Source organism: Actinoplanes sp. GCM10030250 (assembly GCF_042666575.1).
Taxonomy (GTDB): domain Bacteria; phylum Actinomycetota; class Actinomycetes; order Mycobacteriales; family Micromonosporaceae; genus Actinoplanes.
The window spans coordinates 1-13,134 of the sequence record NZ_JBHTDO010000061.1; the positions used below are offsets into that span (position 1 = coordinate 1).

Genomic DNA, 13,134 nt, shown 5'->3' on the forward strand with positions numbered 1-13,134 from the left:
GGCATCGGGCCTGAGGCTGCCGGGCCGTTGTCCGGCGCCGGCGACCGGGGCCCTCGCCACGTTGAAAAAGGCTCAGTGGTGGGCAGGAAGCCGGGTTTGAGACCGGCGCGGGCCTGTCGGATCCGGGTGTGGGCGATGTTCTCGGCTGCGGCGCCGGGCAGGATGCCTTTCTGCCGGGCTAGCGTGATGACCTCGGTGGTGGTGTCGAAGATCTTCTCGACCTGTGTGGGCACCTCGTCCGGCGGAAGTTTCCGATACTCGGCGGAGCCGGTAGTGACTCCTCCGGCGCTGGCGACGAAGTCCGGCACCCAGAGGATGTCGTGGTGGGCAAGCTGCTGTTCGACGTCGGGAGTGGCGAGTTGGTTGTTCGCCGCGCCGCAGACGACGGCGGCCCGAATGGTCGGGACTGAGTCGTCGGTCAGGGTGGCGCCGAGTGCGCACGGTGCGTAGATGTCGACAGGCGCGTCGATGACTCGGCCGGTGATTGTCAGGGTGGGGAAGTCTTGTTTTGCGCGTTCGCGAGCGACTGTCGAGATGTCGGCGGCTGTGACGGTGGCGCCGGCGTCGATCAGGAGCCTGGTCAGCTCGTAGCCGACTTTGCCGAGTCCTTCGACCCCCACTGTCCGTCCGGTCAGGTCCGGTGTTCCCCATCGGGCGGCGGCACCAGCACGAAGTGCGTGAAATGCGCCGTACGCGGTCATGGGGCCGCTGTCGCCGTAGCCGCCGGCGGTGATGTTGCGGCCCACGACGTAGGTGGTGCCGCGGCCGATGATGTCGAGGTCGTCGGCGCTGGTGCCGACATCGCCTGCGGTGACGTAGCGCCCACCGAGGCTTTGCACGAACCGGCCGTAGGTTTCCAGTAGCGACGCTGACTTGATGGTGTTCGGGTCGCCGATGATGACCGCTTTGGCGCCGCCGCATGGCAGGCCGGCGACCGCATTCTTGTAGGTCATTCCGTGCGACAAGCGCAGCACATCGGTCAGTGCGGCGGCTTCGCCGGCGTAGGGATAGAACCGGGTGCCACCGAAAGCCGGGCCGAGAGTGCTGTCATGGATGGCGACGATGGCGCGCAAGCCGGTGTGCTGGTCTTGAAAGAAGGTCACCTGCTCATGTGGGAACTCAGGAAAGCGGTCGAGGACCGGCAGGTGGGCCTCGGCGGCAGTGCGCGGATGGCGATCCGACATGAGGACTTTCCTTTCTGGGATTGGTCCTCGGTCACCGTGGACTAAGGGCTGATCCCCTGCACAGGGCGGCCGTCCTCGAGATAGCGCACCCGTTTCGTCTTCCAGGCGGCGCGTACTCGGCGGCGAACCGGTCCGCTGAGCAAGGGCAGTGCCCTGTCGATCGGCAGGATCCGGCTTTCGGAGATCTCGATCGGCTGGATGACCACCGTGTCCAAGACGGCGTCGTCGAAGACGCCGCAGTCGAAAAGGAAGCGCATACCACCCGGACGGCCAGGCCGTGGGTGGAGGAAGTCCACGCACGCAAGCCGCCCCGTGGTGACGTCGAGGCCGCACTCCTCCTTGGTTTCGCGGCGGCACGCATCCCAGGGTGACTCGCCGATCTCGACGATCCCGCCCGGGATGGTCCAGCCGCCCTTGTAGGTCGGTTTCAGGATGAGCAATCGGCCTTTGCGGCCACGTATCAGAGCTCCGGCGGAGGCCGGGATGGTCGGGAGGGTGAACGTCAACTCGGGTAGCTCACCGGCGTCGACGTCGCTCATGGAGATCATGCTAGATCTGGTGCGACCGATCGGCCATCCGCCGGGATCGAGCATCAGCCCCGAAGTAGTAACCGAAGTCGTAACGGCCGTCGGCGGCGATCGCGTCGAGGTCCCACACCGCCGCGACGACGAAGAAGGCGACGCTCAGGCGCAGCTGCAGCGCATCCCCCGGGGCTGCCGGCCGCGGCAGCCGTCCTGTCGTGGTGCTGCAGGCGGATCTCGACGGGCACCACGCGGGCGACCAGTTGCTGGTGGCCTTCGCCGGCGTCACGATGGCGTGATGCAGCCGGAGCAGCGCCCTCATGGTGAGCCGGTGCTGGCTCGTGCCACCCGGATCCTGCAGGCCTTCACACCGCAGGAACCGGAGCTGTCGGTGTCCGAGGTCGGCCGGCGTGCCCGGTTGCACGTTGCCACCGCGTCCCGGCTGATCGCGGCGATGGTCGAGCAGGGGCTGCTGGCACGCACTCCGGCCGGCCGGGTGCGGATCGGGGTGCGCCTGTGGGAGCTGGCGCAGCGGGCCTCCCCGACGCTGGGGCTGCGTGAGGCCGCCATGCCGTTCCTGGAGGACCTGCACGCCGTCATCGGCCACCATGTGCAGATGGGTGTCCTGGACACCGGTGAGGTGCTGTTCGTCGAGCGACTGTCGGCCCGCGACGCCGTGATCAACGTGACCCGCATCGCCGGACGGCTGCCGCTGCACGCGTCGTCCGCCGGGCTGGTCCTGCTTGCCTGGGCGCCCCGTGACCTGCAGGAACAAGTGCTCGCCTGCCCGCTGCCGGCCTATACGCCGGCCACGATCACCACTCCGGCACGGTTGCGAACCATGCTGGCCGGCATCCGCAGACAGGGGTACGTGATCAGTGAGGGCCACATTCATGCCGATGCCACCGGGGTGGCGGTGCCGGTGCGGTCGGGGCCGGATCCGGCGGCGCCGGTGGTGGCCGGCCTATCGGTGATCGTGCCGAATGACGGCCGGGCGTCGTCGCTGGTGCCGGCGTTGCAGGCGGCGGCCCGGGGGATCGCGCGCCGGAGTTCGTCTCTCGTTCAGTGAGAACGGCACTGTTCGGGCTGTGACCGGGGCCGCATTCTGGCGGCCTCATGTCACAGGAGGTTCACGTGGCGGAAACACGAACCCTGCGCGTCACCGGCAAGGAGCCGGTCGCCGACGGTGTGGTGGCGCTGACACTGGCCGACCCCGTCGGGGCACGGTTGCCGGACTGGACGCCCGGCGCCCATATCGACCTGATTCTGCCCGGCGGGCTGGTGCGCCAGTATTCGCTGTGCGGCGACAGGTGGGACGCGTACTCGTACAGGATCGCGGTGTTGCGGGAGACCGACGGCCGCGGCGGATCCGCGTACGTCCATGATCGTCTTGAAGTGGGTGAGGCCGTAGGCCTCGGCGGGCCGCGCAACAACTTCCCGCTGGTGCCCGCCCAGCGTTATCTGTTCATCGCCGGTGGCATCGGCATCACCCCGCTGCTGCCGATGATGGCGCAGGCCGACCTGGTCGGCGCGGACTGGCGACTTCTCTACGGCGGCAGGCGCGAGGCGAGCCTTGCCTTCGCCGACAACCTTCTGGGGTACGGCGATCGCGTCCAACTGCGGCCGGAGGACCGGTATGGGCTGCTCGACCTGCCCGGTTTCCTTGCCGATCACCGGCCTGGCACCCGTGTCTACAGTTGCGGCCCGGCCCCGCTGCTGGCCGCGGTCGAACGAGCGTGCGCCGCACTGCCGCCGCACACGCTGCGCATCGAGCGGTTCGCCGCCGCCGTGACCGGCCCGGCCCGCGGCACACCGTTCGAGATTGAGCTCGCCCGGTCGAAGACCGTGCTGACCGTTCCCGCCGGCACCTCTGTGCTGGACGCACTGACCGCGGCCGGCGCCGACGTGTTGTCCTCCTGCCGTCAGGGCGTGTGTGGCACCTGCGAGGTCACCGTGCTCGCGGGCGAGCCGGACCACCGCGACAGCGTCCTCGACGACACCGAGCGCGCCGCCGGTACCTGCATGTTTGCCTGCGTCTCCCGTTCCCGCTCCGACCGTCTGGTGGTCGACCTGTGAAACCTCCCGCCTCCCACGCCGACCCGTTCGACCACGACAACCTCGAGGACCCCGGCCCTCTGCACTCGGCCTTGCGCGAAGCCGGTCCGGTCGTGCACCTGAGCCGCTACGACACCTATGCGCTGGCCAGATACGAGCACGTGCATGCGGCACTCACCGACTGGCAGCGGTTCCAGTCCGCCGCCGGGGTCGGGTTGAGCAATTTCCGCACCGAGAAGCCGTGGCGGCCGCCGAGCCTGCTGCTGGAAGCCGACCCGCCGCAGCACGATGCTCCGCGCCGTGTCCTGTCCACGATCATCGGCCCGCGCTCGCTGCACCGGCTGCGCGACCGGTGGGCGGCCGACGCCGCCGGACTGGTCGACCGGGTCCTCGACGAGGGCGGGATCATCGACGCGGTACCGGCGCTGGCTGAAGCCTTCCCGCTGCGGGTCTTCCCGGACGCCGTCGGCATCCCCGCCGGCGGGCGGGAGAACCTGTTGCCGTACGGCGATCACCTGTTCAACGCGTTCGGCCCGCCCAACGATCTCGTCGCTGCCGGTGCGGGCCGGATCGCCGACCTGTCGGCGTGGGTGAACGCCCAGTGCGCCCGCGACGTGCTCACCCCGGACGGGTTCGGCGCCGCCATCTGGGCCGCCGCGGACCGCGGCGACCTCACCCCCGAGCAGGCCCCGCTGGTGGTCCGGTCGCTGCTGTCGGCCGGTGTCGACACCACGGTGCACGGGCTGTCGGCCGTGCTCTACGCCTTCGCCACCCACCCCGGCCAGTGGGACCGTCTGTGCGCTCAGCCGTCGCTGGCCCGGGTCGCGTTCGACGAGGCGGTGCGATGGGAGTCCCCCGTGCAGACGTTCTTCCGCACCGCCACCGCCGACGTCACGGTGGGGGAGACCGTCATCCCGGACGGCGCGAAGATCTTGATGTTCCTCGGCGCTGCCAACCGTGACCCCCGCCGGTGGACCGCCCCCGACACGTTCGACCTCGGCCGCGATCCGTCCGGGCACGTCGGCTTCGGTATGGGCATCCACCAGTGCGTCGGCCAGCACATCGCCCGCCTGGAAGCCGAATCTCTGCTCAGTGCCCTCGCCCGCCGGGTGTCCCGGATCGAGCTGGCCGGGCCGGTGGCCCGCCATCACAACAACACGCTGCGCGCTTGGCACAGCATCCCTGTCCGACTGCACCGGAAGTGAGAACCATGCCGGCCAGTGCCGGCCGAGCGACGCTTTCCATCAGGATGCGGGGAGCAGGTCGGCGAGCAGGACCTCGATGCGGGTCTTGATGTCGTCGCGGATCGGGCGGACCGCGTCGACGCCCTTGCCGGCGGGGTCTTCGAGTTTCCAGTCCTCGTAGCGTTTGCCGGGGAAGACGGGGCAGGCGTCGCCGCAGCCCATGGTGATGATGACGTCGGATTCCTGTGCGGCGTCCCAGGTGAGTTTGGTGGGGGTCTGGGCGGTGATGTCGATGCCGACCTCTTTCATGGCCTCGACCGCGGCGGGGTTGATCGTCTCGGCGGGTTCGGAGCCGGCGGAGCGGACCTCGACGGTGTCGCCGGCGAGGTGGCGCAGCCAGCCGGCGGCCATCTGGGAGCGGCCGGCGTTGTGGACGCAGACGAACAGGACGGTGGGCTTGGTGTCGCTCATGATTCGTGGCTTCCTCGAGGGTTGGTGACGTGCGGGCAGATGAACGGCACGACAGGCTTGCGGCCGGTGCTGCCGGTGTTCATGCGCGGCGGGCCGGGCCGGCGTCGTGCGGGACGACGGCGGCGTCGGCGTTGTCGCCGGCGTGCGGATACAGCGCCAGAACCAGGCCCACTCCGAGCAGCAGGCCGGCGAGCTGCGCGACGACGAAGCCGGGCACCGAGCCGGGGGCGATGCCGGCGAAGGTGTCGGTGAACGCGCGGCCGACGGTGACGGCCGGGTTGGCGAAGCTGGTGGACGAGGTGAACCAGTAGGCGGCGCCGATGTACGCGCCGACCGCCGCCGGGGCGACCGGGGCGCGGCCGGACCGGACCAGCGCGAAGATCAGCAGGAGCAGACCCACGACGGCGACGATCTCACCGAGCCACAGGTTGCCGTCGGCGCGTTCCTTCGTCGACATCGTGACCGGGGCCAGGCCGAACATGAGGTTCGCCAGGATCGAGCCGGCGATGGCACCGAGGGTTTGCACGGAGGCGTACCCAAGAAGGTCTTTGATCGGAAGACCGGTGCCGGTGCGGCGGCCGAGGAACCAGTCGGCGGCCGACACGACCGGGTTGAAATGGGCGCCGGAGACCGGGCCGAACGTGAGGATCAGCGCGCCGAGGGCGAAGGCGGTGGCGACCGAGTTCTGCAGCAGCTGCAGGCCGACGTCGTCGGGGGAGAGGGCGGTGGCCATGATGCCGGAGCCGACGACGGCGGTGACCAGAAGCGCGGTGCCGAGGAACTCGGCGAGCAGCCGCCGCCACAGGGTGATCTGGTGCATGAGAGTGTGTGACTCCGGGTCGTGTTGATGGATGGTGAGGTCAGCGCGCGGGGGATGGCGAGCTGATCGAGCAGCTCGCGGACGCGGCGACGGACAGGTCGCGCAGCTCGGGGTGGACGAGGTCAGCCATGGTCGGCTCCGAGAGTGAGGGTGGGCGCGATCCGGTCGATGCGGTCGGCGAGGTCGGTGTAGGCGGCTTCGAAGGCCTCGTCGGTGTCGACGCGGACGGGGTCGGGCACCGACCAGTGCAGCCGCGGCCGGACGGCACCGGTGAGGTTTTCGTGGGCGTTGTCGCAGACGGCGATGATCAGGTCGCCGTCGTGCACGATGTCGTCGACGTGGTTGGTGCCGGTCGGGTCGAGGGCGAGGCCGTGCTCGTGGGCGACCCGCACCGCGCGGGGGTGGACCCGCCGGGCCGGGAGCGTGCCGGCGGAGGCGACCTCGCCGCCGATGCGGTTGCGCCACAGGGCTGCGGCCAGCTGGGAGCGGGCGGAGTTGTGAGTGCAGACGAACACCACCCGCTCGGCGCTGTGGAGCCGGGGTGCGGTCAGTGATGACAGCACGCCTGGGACCAGGCGCAGGTAGGTGCGGCGGCGGTCACCCTCGGAGCGGATCCGTGCGAGTAGGCCCGCTTCTTGCAGGACCTTCACGTGGTGGGCGACCAGATTGCTGGGCATGCCCAGATCCGCGGCGATCTCTCCGGGAGAGGCGTCGCCGAGAGTGAGTGCGTCGACGACGGCGAGGCGGGCGGGGTCGCCGAGGGCGGCGTGGATCCGGGCCCGCGCCTGCAAGGAGGAAGTCTCAGCAGCCATTGACTCAATGATTGCTGAGGCATTTCGGCGGGGTCAAGCGAACAGCGGGTGAACGGTGCCGGGTTCGGCCGGCGGCTCGCTCACGCCCCAGTGTCTGCGTCGATGGTGAGCAGGGTGGCGAGTTGGCGAAGGACGCCTGGCCGGGCTCGGTAGTAGACCCAGGTGCCGCGGCGTTCGGCGTCGACGAGGCCGGCTTCGCGCAGCGTCTTGAGGTGGTGGGAGATGGTCGGCCCGGAGAGCTCGAACGCGGGCGTCAGGTCGCAGACACAGACTTCACCGTCGGGCGCGGACGCGATCATCGACATCAGCTGTAGCCGGACCGGGTCGCCGAGGGCCTTGAACGCCGGTGCGAGGGCGGCCGCGGTCTCGGCGGGGACGCGCTGCTGCGCCAGCGGCGGGCAGCACGGCGTCTCGGCGTCGAGGTCGAGGAGGGTGAGCGACCCGGATTGCTTCGGCATACGCCTAGGTTGACATCTATCGAAACAACGTGCAACTCTCTGTTTCGAGAAACGTCTACTTCGACGAGTGTCAAGGCAACGTGAGGGAGTTGCCATGTTCCGCTTCTGCGACGGCTGCGCCGAGGTCACTACCGCCGGCCAGCGCGCCGAACGCCACTACGAACACGCCCGCACCCGCTGGCAGCCGCTCGGCCTGCCCCGCTGACCGCCCCGACCGCATCGCCCCGACCGCATCGCCCCGACCGCAACGCCCCGACCGCAACGCCCCGACCGCGAAGGAGCACGACGATGAACGACACCACCAACACCGCCCCGGCCGTCGGCGGTGGCTTCACCGGCGATCCGGCCGCCGCCCTCACCGTGGCGGGCACTGGCGGCTGCTGCGGCAACCCGCCGCAGGCAGGCCCGGCCCTGCCAGAGCCGGCCACCGCGGGTGCGCCGTGTTGCGGCACGACCGCAGAGGCGCGTCAGGCGGGTTCCTGCTGCGGCACGGCAGCCAAGCAGGACGCGGTCGCCGCCGGGCAGGGTTGCTGCGGATGACCAGCCCACCACTTCCGTACGCGGCCGCGCTCGCCGGACTGGACGCGCTGCTGCGGCAGGTCTCGGGAGAGCGGATGGCCGCCACGGTCAACGCCCTGGCGGGGGAGTCGTTCACCGGCCGTCGCGTCGGCAGTCCCGGCGGTGCCGCCGCCCGGACCTGGCTCACCGACCTGCTCGGCGCCGGCGGGGCAGCGGTCACCGCGGAGGCCTTCACCGTGGCCAACGTGCCGCAGGTGTACGCCCGGCCCGGCGTGCAGTGGCACCATGACGGGCAACAGGTGCCGCTGGTGTTCGGCCGTGACGTCGCCGTGCACCTGGCCTCCACCGACCAGCCGCAGCCGATGCAGGCACCGCTCGCCGTCGCCGGATACGGCGACCCGGCCGGCCGATGGCTGCTCGTCCTGCCCGGCACCAGCCTGTTCGATGCCTTCGGCCAAGCCGACGGCGCCGCCGGGCTGCTACTGGCCCGCGGCGTGGACACCGACGGCTGGCACTACACGATGCTGGCCGGCCCGAACCCAGGCCCGCTGCCCGTACTGTCCATCGAAACAGGCCTGCACCAGCGGATGACTGCCGCCACCCGGCGGGCCGGCCACGGTGCGACGCTGACGGCGGCCACCCCGATCCGCCGTACCGAGGTCACCGCCACCAACCTGCACGCCCGCTACCGGCACGCTTCGCCCGGCGGACTGGATCTGCTGCTCACCGCCCACTACGACGGTGTCGGTGACCATCCCGGCCTGCGTCAGCCGGCGGCCGCGGACAACGGCAGCGGTGTCGCCGTCATCTGCGAGGCCGCCCTCCTGCTCGCCGCTGTGCTGCCCGAGGGGATCGGGCTGGCGGTGGCGCTGCTCGATGCGGAGGAGACCGGCGCGCTTGGCTCCGCCCACCACGCGCGCCGCCTCATCGCCGCGGGCGACCGCCCGGCGGTACTCAACGTCGACGGCGCAGGCCACCTGAACACCGCCGCCGCGGTTGAAGCGGGCGGTCCCGCACACGGGCTGCTCGCCGTCCTGGACCAGGCCGCCCGGCACATCGGCCTGCCGCTGGCCGCCGGGCCGGTGGCCTCGGACAATCGCCGGTACGCCGCCGCCGGGCTCGCCGCGGTCGGGATCGGGGCGGGTATGGCCGGCTATCACAGCCCGGCCGACACCGCCGACCGCGTCGAGACGGCCGCGATGGCGGCGCTGGCTCACCTGATCGTGGCAACCGCATGGCTCGCCGCTTCGACACCCGCTACGCTTTCATCGTCGATCGGCGATAAACGATGATGGGTGTGCGCCGTCTCCCAGCACTTGAAGATCCTCACCGAGGTGCGGTTCGTGCTGGTCGACGCGGTCGGCAACGCCCGGCACTACCGGATCAACACCCGCTGCGTCGCGTGCTTCCCCTCCGCCGCCGACGTGGTCATCGGCCGCCCCGCCCCGCAGGCGGCCGAGGGCTGCTGATGAACGCCGTAACCGTCCGGCCCATGCGTGCCGATGACGCCGAGGCGGTGCTGGCGATCTTCCAGGCCGGCATCGACGGCGGGAACGCCAGCTTCGAGCCGGCCGCACCGTCGTGGGCGGACTTCGACACGGCGAAGCTGCCCGCACATCGGCTGGTGGCCGTCGACGGCACCGGTCTGGTGCTGGGCTGGGTCGCCGTCTCAGCGGTCTCGGCGCGCGCCGTCTACGCCGGAGTCGTCGAGCACTCCGTCTACGTCGATGACGCTGCGCAAGGCCGCGGTGTCGGCCGTGCCCTGCTCAACGCGTTGATTGCCTCGACCGAGGCGGCCGGGGTCTGGACCATCCAGTCCGGGGTGTTCCCGGAGAACACCGCCAGCCTCGCCCTGCACGCAGCCTGCGGGTTCCGCATCGTCGGCGTCCGCGAACGGATCGGCCGTCACGCCGCCCAGACCAACCGATGGCGTGACGTCGTCATGCTGGAACGCCGCAGCCCGCACATCACCTGACACCGGCCCGGCCACTCCCGGGGTGGACCACACACATTTGCTTCGATCTTCTTCTAGACAGGAGTCATCTCCCGTGACCAGTAACCTCCCCGAACTGCCCGTCGTGGTCATCGGCGCCGGGCCGGTCGGCCTTGCCACCGCCGCCCACCTGGCCGAACGTGGCCTGCCGTTCCTCGTCCTGGAAGCCGGTGACGCGCCGGCCGCGGCCGTCCGGGACTGGGGACACGTGCGGCTGTTCTCGCCGTGGCGGTTCAATATCGACCCGGCCGCTGCCCGCCTGCTCTCCGACGCCGGCTGGGTACGCCCGGACGACGACAAACTGCCGACCGGCGCCGAGCTCGCCGCCGACTACCTGCAGCCGCTCGCCGACCTGCCCACTTTGAAGCCGCACGTGCGCTACGGCGCCCGGGTCGCCGCGGTCACCCGCCTCGGCATCGACCGGGTCCGCAGCCTCGGCCGCGAGCAGACCCCGTATCTGATCCGCCTTGCCGATGGCCAGGACATCCTCGCCCAGGCAGTCGTCGACGCCTCCGGCACCTGGGCCACCCCGAACGTGCTCGGCGCCTCCGGCATCCCCGCCCACGGCGAAACCGCCGCCGCCGGCTTCGTCGAGTCCGCGCTGCCGGACGTCGTCGGCCGCGACCGGGACCGGTTCGCCGGCAAGCGCGTACTCGTGGTGGGTGCCGGGCACTCCGCCGCGAACACGCTGCTCGCCCTGGCCGACCTCGCCGAGCAAGCACCGGGCACCACGGTGAGCTGGGCGATCCGCGCGACCAACCCGGCGCGCACCTACGGCGGCGAGTCCGCCGACGCCCTGCCCGCCCGCGGCGCACTCGGATCCCGGCTGCGCGAACATGTCGAGAACCGCACCATCACCCTGCTCACGGGCTTCTCTGTCGACAGCGTCACCACCGGCGGCGAGACCGTCGAGGTGTCCGACGGCGAACGATCCGTCACGGTGGACCGCATCGTGTCCGCCACCGGGTTCCGGCCCGACCACACGATCACCGGCGAGCTGCGCCTGGACCTCGACCCGATCCTCGGCTCCACCCGCGCCCTCGCGCCGCTGATCGACCCGAACGAGCACTCCTGCGGCACCGTCCCGCCGCACGGCATCGACGAGCTCACCCACCCCGAACCCGGCTACTTCGCCATCGGCGTCAAGAGCTACGGCCGGGCGCCGACATTCCTGCTCGCCACCGGCTACGAACAGGCCCGCTCCGTGGTCGCCGCCCTGGCCGGCGACTGGGACGCCGCCCGCGACGTACAGCTCGACCTGCCGGAGACCGGTGTCTGCAACAGCAACCCGGTCGAGGGCGACGACACCATCGCCGCCGGAGGCGGCTGCTGCGGGGCGCCCGCTCCGGTAGCGGTGGAGCCGGCCGGACGGGGGCTGGCCACCGGTGTCACCGGTGGGCTGCTCACTGCCCCACTGAACCTGATCACCCTGGGTGAGAAGCCGGCCGAAGGACAGACCGGACCCTGCTGCTGACCCCGGTGAGCACCGCGAGCCCGCCGGCCACCACACGTGGCCGGCGGGTGTTCCACGGCTGGTGGATCGTCGCCACCTTCGCCATCACCCAGACCATCGGGTACGGCAGCCTTTACTATGCCTTCGCCGTCCTGCTGCACCCGATTGCCACCGCCCTGAACACGTCGCCGGCGGTGGTGACCGGGGCGTTCACCACCGCCATCCTCGCCCAGGCCGCAGCCGCAGTCCCCGTCGGACGCTGGCTCGACCACCACGGCGGCCGCGCCCTCATGACTACCGGCGCCCTCCTCGGTGCCGCCATGCTGGTCGCCTGGTCCCAGGCCCGCACAATCTGGCAGCTGTACCTGATTTTCGCCGGGCTCGGCGTGGCGATGGCGATGGCCCTCTACGAGGCCGCCACCCCGGTCCTGGTCTCGTGGTTCGACGCCACCCGCCGGCCGAGGGCGATCCTCGGCATGATCGTCGTCGCCGGGTTCGCCAGCACCATCTTCATGCCGCTCACCGGGTGGCTCACCGACCGCCACGGCTGGCGTGCCACCCTGCTGCTGCTCGCCGCGCTCTACGCGAGCGTCGCCGTCCCACTGCACCTGCTCGTCGTACGCCGGGCACCACAGCACCCGCATGCTCCACGTACAGTAAGCCCGGCACAGCGCCGCGACCTCATCCGGGCCGCCACCCGCGACCGCCGATTCTGGTGCCTGGTCGTCGCGTTCGTCGCACACGCCGCCGCGATGACCGCCATGACTGTCCACCTCGTCGGCTACCTCACCAGCCGCGGCCACCCGGCCACGTTCGCCGCCACCGTCGCCGGGCTCCTCGGCGTCCTGTCCGTCACCGGCCGGCTCCTGCTCACCGCGACCGGACGCCGGCTGCGGGTACACCGTGTGGTCGCCGCCATCTTCGCGGTGCAAGCCGCCGCCGCGCTCTGCCTGCCCGTCCTCGCCGGCAGCCGCCTCGGATCGGTCCTCGCCGTGACCGCGTTCGGGCTCGGCTTCGGAGTTTCCAGCCTCGCCACACCTCAACTGCTCGCTGAGCGCTACGGCACCACCGCCTACGCCAGTATCGCCGGCACCCTCGCCGCGTTCGTCACCCTGGCCAAAGCCGGCGCACCTCTGGCCGCCGCTGCCCTGCTCACCCGTTCCGGCGGCTACGTGCCTGCCCTGCTCGCCATCGGGGGCGCCTGCCTGATCGCCGCCGGAGGCATCCTCGCCCGTGCCGACACGACACGTTCCCGTGCGGCTGGTACTCGTCCGGCCGTCGCGGCAGCCACGGTTGATCGCCTGTGACCACCGCACGGGCACTGGCGGGGTCCGCGCGAACATCCATGCGGCAGGAACACACTCCATCATCACGGTGACGATGCCGCGGGTCTCGGCACCTCACAGGGGTAGACGCCTCACCTCACGGACGGCCTTGGACCATCAGGGCCGGCGCCGGCCGGTCGAAGCGTGCGGTATGACTACCTCAACACCACTCCAGCCCCATCCGACCACAGTCGACCCAGGTCTGCTGGCGGCCGCAGTCGCCGCTTACCTCGGCCGCTACCGCGGCCAATCCCGGCCACACACCGATTTCGACCTGAAGGTCTTCCTGCGGTGGTCGGCTGAGCAGCCCGTGGACCCTCCCGCAGCAGCCGGATCACG

General features: G+C 71.0%; 14 protein-coding genes and 2 pseudogenes. 9 read left to right on the plus strand and 7 right to left on the minus strand.

The features are described from left to right. Nucleotides 1-80 precede the first annotated feature (80 nt). The 3 genes and pseudogenes from ACFQV6_RS42455 to ACFQV6_RS42465 all read right to left on the minus strand — a co-directional run. Nucleotides 81-1,184: pseudogene (locus ACFQV6_RS42455) on the minus strand (Glu/Leu/Phe/Val dehydrogenase); the annotation flags it as partial. 41 nt (nt 1,185-1,225) lie between these two features. Next, nucleotides 1,226-1,723, minus strand: coding sequence for an NUDIX domain-containing protein (locus ACFQV6_RS42460; RefSeq protein WP_378033406.1), 498 nt, complete (start codon nt 1,721-1,723; stop codon nt 1,226-1,228). A gap of 10 nt (nt 1,724-1,733) precedes the next feature. After that, complete coding sequence (locus ACFQV6_RS42465; protein WP_378033407.1) at nt 1,734-2,027, minus strand: hypothetical protein; 294 nt, start codon at nt 2,025-2,027, stop codon at nt 1,734-1,736. A 9-nt stretch (nt 2,028-2,036) separates the two neighbouring features. Here ACFQV6_RS42465 and ACFQV6_RS42470 point away from each other — a divergent pair, with 9 nt between their 5' ends. From ACFQV6_RS42470 to ACFQV6_RS42480, 3 genes are all read left to right on the plus strand, one after another. After that, complete coding sequence (locus ACFQV6_RS42470) at nt 2,037-2,774, plus strand: IclR family transcriptional regulator (RefSeq protein WP_378033408.1); 738 nt, start codon at nt 2,037-2,039, stop codon at nt 2,772-2,774. A gap of 65 nt (nt 2,775-2,839) precedes the next feature. Next, nucleotides 2,840-3,781, plus strand: a complete 942-nt coding sequence (locus tag ACFQV6_RS42475; RefSeq protein WP_378033409.1) for a PDR/VanB family oxidoreductase — start codon at nt 2,840-2,842, stop codon at nt 3,779-3,781. Further along, nucleotides 3,778-4,965 (plus strand): cytochrome P450, encoded by a 1,188-nt coding sequence (locus tag ACFQV6_RS42480; protein ID WP_378033410.1) that lies wholly within the window; start codon nt 3,778-3,780, stop codon nt 4,963-4,965. The genes ACFQV6_RS42475 and ACFQV6_RS42480 overlap by 4 nt, the downstream gene beginning before the upstream one ends. 39 nt (nt 4,966-5,004) lie before the next feature. Here ACFQV6_RS42480 and ACFQV6_RS42485 read toward each other — a convergent pair whose 3' ends face one another. The 4 genes from ACFQV6_RS42485 to ACFQV6_RS42500 form a co-directional block, all read right to left on the minus strand. After that, nucleotides 5,005-5,415 (minus strand): arsenate reductase ArsC, encoded by a 411-nt coding sequence (locus ACFQV6_RS42485; RefSeq protein WP_378033411.1) that lies wholly within the window; start codon nt 5,413-5,415, stop codon nt 5,005-5,007. A 79-nt stretch (nt 5,416-5,494) separates the two neighbouring features. Beyond that, complete coding sequence (locus tag ACFQV6_RS42490; protein ID WP_378033412.1) at nt 5,495-6,235, minus strand: aquaporin; 741 nt, start codon at nt 6,233-6,235, stop codon at nt 5,495-5,497. A gap of 122 nt (nt 6,236-6,357) precedes the next feature. Next, nucleotides 6,358-7,047 carry a helix-turn-helix domain-containing protein gene (locus ACFQV6_RS42495; RefSeq protein WP_378033413.1) on the minus strand — a complete coding sequence of 230 codons (690 nt, stop codon included), beginning with the start codon at nt 7,045-7,047 and terminating at the stop codon, nt 6,358-6,360. An 80-nt stretch (nt 7,048-7,127) separates the two neighbouring features. Then, nucleotides 7,128-7,505, minus strand: a complete 378-nt coding sequence (locus ACFQV6_RS42500) for an ArsR/SmtB family transcription factor (RefSeq protein ID WP_378033414.1) — start codon at nt 7,503-7,505, stop codon at nt 7,128-7,130. A 288-nt stretch (nt 7,506-7,793) separates the two neighbouring features. Here ACFQV6_RS42500 and ACFQV6_RS42505 point away from each other — a divergent pair, with 288 nt between their 5' ends. From ACFQV6_RS42505 to ACFQV6_RS42530, 6 genes and pseudogenes are all read left to right on the plus strand, one after another. Next, nucleotides 7,794-8,045 carry a hypothetical protein gene (locus tag ACFQV6_RS42505; RefSeq protein WP_378033415.1) on the plus strand — a complete coding sequence of 84 codons (252 nt, stop codon included), beginning with the start codon at nt 7,794-7,796 and terminating at the stop codon, nt 8,043-8,045. Further along, on the plus strand, nt 8,042-9,316 hold the full coding sequence (locus ACFQV6_RS42510; RefSeq protein WP_378033416.1) for a M28 family metallopeptidase: 1,275 nt from the start codon (nt 8,042-8,044) through the stop codon (nt 9,314-9,316). The genes ACFQV6_RS42505 and ACFQV6_RS42510 overlap by 4 nt, the downstream gene beginning before the upstream one ends. A 12-nt stretch (nt 9,317-9,328) precedes the next feature. Next, nucleotides 9,329-9,493: pseudogene (locus tag ACFQV6_RS42515) on the plus strand (transcriptional regulator); the annotation flags it as partial. Further along, on the plus strand, nt 9,493-9,999 hold the full coding sequence (locus ACFQV6_RS42520) for a GNAT family N-acetyltransferase (protein ID WP_378033417.1): 507 nt from the start codon (nt 9,493-9,495) through the stop codon (nt 9,997-9,999). The pseudogene ACFQV6_RS42515 and the gene ACFQV6_RS42520, both read left to right, overlap by 1 nt. Nucleotides 10,000-10,072: 73 nt before the next feature. Then, nucleotides 10,073-11,491, plus strand: coding sequence for an NAD(P)-binding domain-containing protein (locus tag ACFQV6_RS42525; protein WP_378033418.1), 1,419 nt, complete (start codon nt 10,073-10,075; stop codon nt 11,489-11,491). Nucleotides 11,492-11,496: 5 nt separating this feature from the next. Then, the gene (locus ACFQV6_RS42530) at nt 11,497-12,777 is read left to right on the plus strand and encodes an MFS transporter (RefSeq protein WP_378033419.1); all 1,281 of its coding nucleotides are present in this window, start codon (nt 11,497-11,499) and stop codon (nt 12,775-12,777) included. Nucleotides 12,778-13,134: the final 357 nt, after the last annotated feature.

Excerpts from the sequence above, each read along its gene's own strand:
- ACFQV6_RS42460 (WP_378033406.1), bottom strand. The coding sequence starts at position 1,723 with ATGAGCGACGTCGACGCCGGTGAGCTACCCGAGTTGACGTTCACCCTC.
- ACFQV6_RS42465 (WP_378033407.1), bottom strand. The coding sequence starts at position 2,027 with ATGAGGGCGCTGCTCCGGCTGCATCACGCCATCGTGACGCCGGCGAAG.
- ACFQV6_RS42485 (WP_378033411.1), bottom strand. The coding sequence starts at position 5,415 with ATGAGCGACACCAAGCCCACCGTCCTGTTCGTCTGCGTCCACAACGCC.
- ACFQV6_RS42490 (WP_378033412.1), bottom strand. The coding sequence starts at position 6,235 with ATGCACCAGATCACCCTGTGGCGGCGGCTGCTCGCCGAGTTCCTCGGC.
- ACFQV6_RS42495 (WP_378033413.1), bottom strand. The coding sequence starts at position 7,047 with ATGGCTGCTGAGACTTCCTCCTTGCAGGCGCGGGCCCGGATCCACGCC.
- ACFQV6_RS42500 (WP_378033414.1), bottom strand. The coding sequence starts at position 7,505 with ATGCCGAAGCAATCCGGGTCGCTCACCCTCCTCGACCTCGACGCCGAG.
- ACFQV6_RS42505 (WP_378033415.1), top strand. The coding sequence starts at position 7,794 with ATGAACGACACCACCAACACCGCCCCGGCCGTCGGCGGTGGCTTCACC.
- ACFQV6_RS42510 (WP_378033416.1), top strand. The coding sequence starts at position 8,042 with ATGACCAGCCCACCACTTCCGTACGCGGCCGCGCTCGCCGGACTGGAC.
- ACFQV6_RS42520 (WP_378033417.1), top strand. The coding sequence starts at position 9,493 with ATGAACGCCGTAACCGTCCGGCCCATGCGTGCCGATGACGCCGAGGCG.